The 5,191-nt window shown below is 63.1% G+C and carries 5 protein-coding genes; 1 reads left to right on the forward strand and 4 read right to left on the reverse strand.

From position 1 onward, the window contains the following. Positions 1-668: manganese catalase family protein (locus tag VGL40_05260; GenBank protein HEY3314676.1), on the reverse strand; the 668-nt coding region annotated here is incomplete at its 3' end. A gap of 301 nt (positions 669-969) precedes the next feature. Between VGL40_05260 and VGL40_05265 the strand changes: the two genes are divergently transcribed. Further along, on the forward strand, positions 970-2,397 hold the full coding sequence (locus tag VGL40_05265; protein ID HEY3314677.1) for a 4-hydroxyphenylacetate 3-hydroxylase family protein: 1,428 nt from the start codon (positions 970-972) through the stop codon (positions 2,395-2,397). A 216-nt stretch (positions 2,398-2,613) separates the two neighbouring features. Here VGL40_05265 and VGL40_05270 read toward each other — a convergent pair whose 3' ends face one another. From VGL40_05270 to VGL40_05280, 3 genes are all read right to left on the reverse strand, one after another. After that, positions 2,614-3,318, reverse strand: coding sequence for a hypothetical protein (locus VGL40_05270; GenBank protein ID HEY3314678.1), 705 nt, complete (start codon positions 3,316-3,318; stop codon positions 2,614-2,616). A gap of 241 nt (positions 3,319-3,559) precedes the next feature. Continuing rightward, complete coding sequence (locus VGL40_05275) at positions 3,560-3,805, reverse strand: DUF3243 family protein (GenBank protein ID HEY3314679.1); 246 nt, start codon at positions 3,803-3,805, stop codon at positions 3,560-3,562. A 146-nt stretch (positions 3,806-3,951) separates the two neighbouring features. Further along, a partial coding sequence (locus tag VGL40_05280; protein HEY3314680.1) for a DUF4097 family beta strand repeat-containing protein occupies positions 3,952-5,191 on the reverse strand: 1,240 nt, incomplete at its 5' end.

The following is a 5,191-nucleotide window of genomic DNA, read 5'->3' on the forward strand; positions in this document are numbered from 1 at the left end:
TGCCCCTGGCCGGGCATCGTCGGCCGGTCGTTCTCCTCCAGCCGGAAGTACCGGCCCGGTGTCGACAGGTTGAAGTACTGGGTGGCGTTCTCGGTCGTCCCGAAGTCCTTCATCGCCCCGGTCCCCTTGATCCGCTGCATCGCTTCCTGGAAGAGCATGTTGTGGGCCTCCTCGCGGTTGAGGAGGAAGTCGATGACGTCGCGGACCCCGCCGTCCTGGATCTGGCGGTAGAGGTACTCGTAAACCACCTTGGCCCGGAGCTCGGCGGCGGCGTCAGACGTGAGGTCGGTGATGAGGTCGCCGGTGACGTTGACGTAGGCCGCCGTCCAGGGGACCCCGGAGGAGTCGACGAGCAGCGGGGCCGTCCCGGAGACGACGTGCATCTCGGCCGTGCCGCTGGTGACGTCCTTGGCCGAGACCGTATCGCCGTTCAAGAGCTTGACCGTGGTGGCGACGATCTCCATGTGCGAGATCTCTTCGGAGCCGATGTCCATCAGGAGGTCCTTGATCGCCGGGTCGGTGCAGGCCATGGCCTGGCCGATGTACTGCATGGCCGCCGTCAGTTCACCGTTCCCTCCACCCAGCTGCTCCACGAGCATCGCGGCGTAGGTCGGATTCGGTCCGTCGACCCTGACGTTATGGAGCAATTCTTTATCGTGCTTGAACAAATAACCAGCCCCCTTATCGCCTTGGTTCGTTTGTGGGCTTGCGCCCGTATCTCTAGTCTTCCCACTCGGCCAGCGACCACGCCGGTCTCATGGTTGACATAAGGCTCGGACCGGTCACGTTGCCCGGGGCGCCCGGCCGCCGGCCCGGTTTTTCGATTTTTCTAAAAAGGACAAGCCATCGAAAAGGAGTCCGAACTTCAGCTGAGAACTTTCCATACACAAATAAATCCGGTGTCCGGCCCGCCGCCGACCCGGGGGGCCGGTCGCGTTCCAGGCCATCGGGGCAAAGGAGGAGACCGTCTTGAGGACTTCCGCCGAGTACCTCTCCCGCCTGCAGGGGATGAGAAAGAACGTGCACATCGGGGGCGAGTTGGTCGGCCGCGGCGACCCGAGATTAGCGCCCGGGATCAAGGTCCTGTCGATGACCTTCGACCTCGTCGACGACCCCAAGTTCAAGGACCTGCTCACGGCGACCTCGCACCTGACCGGGAAGCGGATCAACCGCTATTGTCACATCCACCAGTCCCCGGAGGACCTCCTGAAGAAGCAGGAGATGACCCGGCTGCTCTGCCAGAAGTCCGGCGGTTGCATCCAGCGGTGCATGGGGGTCGACGCCCTCAACGCCCTGTCGGTGGTTACCTTCCTGACCGACATGGCCCACGGGACCGGCTACCACCAGCGCTTCCTGGAGTACCTGAGGGAGTATCAGGAGAACGACTGGGTGGCCAACTGCGCCCAGACCGACGTCAAGGGCGACCGACTGAGGCGGCCCCACGAACAGGTGGACCCCGACCTCTACCTGCACGTCGTGGAGAAGCGGCCCGACGGCATCATCGTCCGCGGGGCCAAGGCCCACAACACCATGGCCCCCTATGCCGATGAGATCATCGTCGTTCCCACCCGGTTCATGGGTGAGAAGGACAAGGATTGGGCGGTGGCCTTCGCCATCCCGGCCGACACCGAAGGCCTCCACCTAGTCTGTCGGACGACCTCGCCGCGCCCGCGCCTCCAGCTCAAGGCCAGCGCCTCCGAACTGGGCGTGGCCGACTCCTTCTCCATCTTCGACGATGTCTTCGTCCCCTGGGAGCGGGTCTTCATGTGCGGCGAGTATGAGCAGGCCGGCTACCTGGCCGGGCTCTTCGCCGCCTACCATCGTCACAGCTACACCGGGTGCAAGCCGGCCACGACCGACATCATGATGGGGGCCACCGCCCTGGTGGCCGAGTACAACGGCATCGCCAAGGCCCCTCATGTCCGCGACAAGCTGGCCGAGATGATCACCGTCGCCGAACTGGTCTACGGGGCCGGCATCGCCGCGGCGGTTAAGTCGCAAAGGGCCCCGTCGGGAACCCAGGTGCCGGACTTCATCTTCGTCAACGCCGGCCGCTACCACGCGGGGGTCAACATCTACCACGAATTCGAGACCCTGGCCGAGATCGCCGGAGGCCTGCCGGCCACCCTTCCCTACGAAGAGGACTTCTTCAATGACCTGACCGGGCCGCTGCTCCACAAGTACATCATGCGCAACCCGGCGATCACCGCCGAGAACCAGCACCGGCTATTCCGGACAATCAGCGACATGATCGTCTCGGCCACCGGCGGCGTCGCCCAGGTGGCCGGGGTCCACGGCGGCGGCTCGCCAATCATGGAGAAGATCGCCCTGGTCCTGCAGTACGACCTGGACGCCAAGAAGCAGTTGGTCAAGGACCTGGCGGGGATCAGGGAGTAGGGCTCCGAACCGGACCTCAGTTTTATCCGGCGTTCACCCGTCGCTGTAGCAATCAAGAACCTCCCTTAATATGCTAATCGTAGGAAAGACATTCCTCTCTTGGCGAGGATAGGAAAGGCCCTGAGAAGCCCCGGGCGCGCGACGGCGGGGCCCCTCGCGGGGTCCCGCCGTGCTCAAGGAGCGAGGATCCGGCCGCGGATCTGGCTCTGACCGTCACTACGGGGATGTGGGCGACAGGACTTCGAAGATTTGGGGTGGGAAGATCGTTGGGAAGGGGGCGGCGATGAAGCCCTCACAGAGCGTCCCGAGCTCTCGACAGGTCGGCGGTACAGGACAATAGCCGAAGGACCCGACCAGAAGCTGCACCCAACCCTCGCTCTTGACGATGGCTCGAAGGCCGATGGTCACGCAGATCTCGAAGTCTTCGTTTTCTTTGATGAACTTCGCCCCGAGACAGGTGAAGCTGACCACTTCGATGTGACCGAACATGACCGCGGGGTTGGGCATGAACAGCAGGACGTCCTTCTGGAAGCAGATGCAGTCCTGGGGAATGTTGATGGTGAAGGTCATGCCCGTGGCGTCGGTGAAGGTCACGGTGACCGGGCCGCAGATGCTGGCAATCACCCTTCGTAGGAGCGGCTCCCCAGGCACCGGCAGGATCGTGATCGGACCGACCGTGGCCGTACCGGCGGTGCAACTAACCACAATGAACGGAGGTACGGGCTCCGGGGACGCTGGGTAGATTTCCGCGCAGTCTTCGTCCAACTCGAAACAGAAGCTCTCACACTCCACGTTCGAGCAGGAATCGAAGACTTTCTTCACATCGATGCAGACGATTTCGGTGAAGTGCGGTGGATGGTGGCCAGGCGGAACGGGGCCCGGGATGGTCGGGTGATCAATCGAATGCATGGACTCAGGCATGGATTGTTTTCCACCTCCTTTCATGGACCGAGTGGGAGTCGGCGGGTCGTCTCCGTCAAGTGTCAAAGCCGGGCTCGGTTACAGAATATGCTAATTCCCATTTGATGGTGAGGGCTCCTGGCTGCTTCGGATGACTCTCCCGGACAATGTCCAAGAAGCCAAGGACCCGGACTCTCCCCTCGAGAGTCCGGGTCCTTGGCTGCGACCCGGCATGTGCCGGGCGACGGCTCGACTGGTGGTTCTAGTGCATCTTCTTCTTGGCCACCCGGAGGACGATGCGGGCCATGGTCTCCTTCTCATCCGGCTTGGCTTCTTCCCACATCGCCTTGGCCATGGACTCTTGGGGCGAGTCGGGACTGACGAAGTTCTCGGCCAGGTTGCCGAGGCTGATCATCCCCTTGACAATCTGGTCGTCGGAGACGCCGTGCTCAATGCCGTCCTTGATGGTCGAGGCCAGTTTCTTCGGGAAGAATTGCTGTTCCGACATCGGTTTTGCACCCCTCTTAGACAAAACTTGGGCCCAGGGCGGGCCACGTCGCCTTGCCCTGAGCCTATTATCTGCCAATTGGAGGTCTCCGAAACCCGGCTTTTGATTGGAAAGAGCCAGTGCATCGCGGCGGAGACAGTCTGCCTTCAGTGAGCGGTGAGGTCCACACCGCCATTGGAGGTTTTGATCGTGACCTGGACGCCGCCGCCGTTGAGGGCCGAGTCAAAGGACTGACGGCTTTCTTCCTTCGAGATCTTGCCGCTGAGGTTGGTGTTGATGTTGCCGAAGCTGGTCTCAGCGTGGATGGCGACCTTGGACGAGTCCGGAAAGCTCACGTTGACCGCGCCGAATCTGGTCCGCAGGTCATAGGCGCCGACCACCGGGTAGCTCGTGGAGAGGTTGATCGCCCCGTTGGAAGTCTCGGCGGTCACCTCCGCCCTGGAGTCGACGATCTCGATCGCTCCGAAAGAGGTTCGAGCGGTGACGTCCTTTCCGGGGCGGCGGATGTGGACCGAGCCGTTGGATGTCCTGGCCTCGACCTTCCCGCCGACGTCATTGACCTCGACGGCCCCGAAACTCGACCTGGCGCTGACATCGCCCTTGACGTCGCTGATGTTCACCGCGCCGTTGGCATTGACGACCGTCACCGACCCGGCCCCTTCCTCCACGGTGACCTCGCCGAACTGGTTATCGACGACGGCGTCGCCGGCGAACCCGTGGACGGTGACCTTGCCGAACTCGTTATCGATGTCGACGGCTCGGCCGGTGGCCACCTCGACCTCGCCGAACTGGTTCTTGACGGCGACATCGAGCCCTTCCGGGAGGCCGACGGTCAGGTCGACCGAAGCCAGGTTGAACTTGTTGATCCCCAACCCCGCGAAGTCTTCCGGCAGGGTCACGGTGACCTCGGCCAGAGTCCCGGTGACGGTGGTCGTCACCTTGGTCGCCTCGGCGTTGCGATTGGCCTCTTCCTGAGTGGTGCCGTTGCCGGTGACGGTGGCATCGACGGTGATCTGGTCGGCGGCCGCGCCCGCCTTGACCCTGACTTTACCGACTGGGTTCTTGATCGTGACGGCCTTGACTTCCTTACCGATGGTCAGATCCTGGACGGCATTCCGACTGGCGTGGGAGAGGTTGATCGAGCCGATCCGGATGCCGGACAGCTTGAACCCGCTCCAGCTGACCGGCCCGAGCATCGCCCCGACGAGGCCGATGACAACGACGATCACGGTGACCACGGTGACGCCGGACTCGACGTGGAAGGGGACCACAGTCTTCCCGCTTTTAGTGGCCCGGTCGGCCAGGACGGCCCGGGCGATCAGCTCGACGCCGAGGGCCAGCGGGAGTAAGGGCCAGTAAGTCCAGAAGAGATCGGCCGTCTGGGTG

The sequence above is a fragment of the Bacillota bacterium genome (assembly GCA_036504675.1).
GTDB lineage: Bacteria > Bacillota > Sulfobacillia > JAJYWN01 > JAJZPE01 > DASXUT01.

What these genes read in the sequence shown, in the direction of transcription:
- VGL40_05270 (HEY3314678.1), bottom strand. Translation starts at nt 3,318, where the DNA reads ATGCCTGAGTCCATGCATTCGATTGATCACCCGACCATCCCGGGCCCC.
- VGL40_05275 (HEY3314679.1), bottom strand. Translation starts at nt 3,805, where the DNA reads ATGTCGGAACAGCAATTCTTCCCGAAGAAACTGGCCTCGACCATCAAG.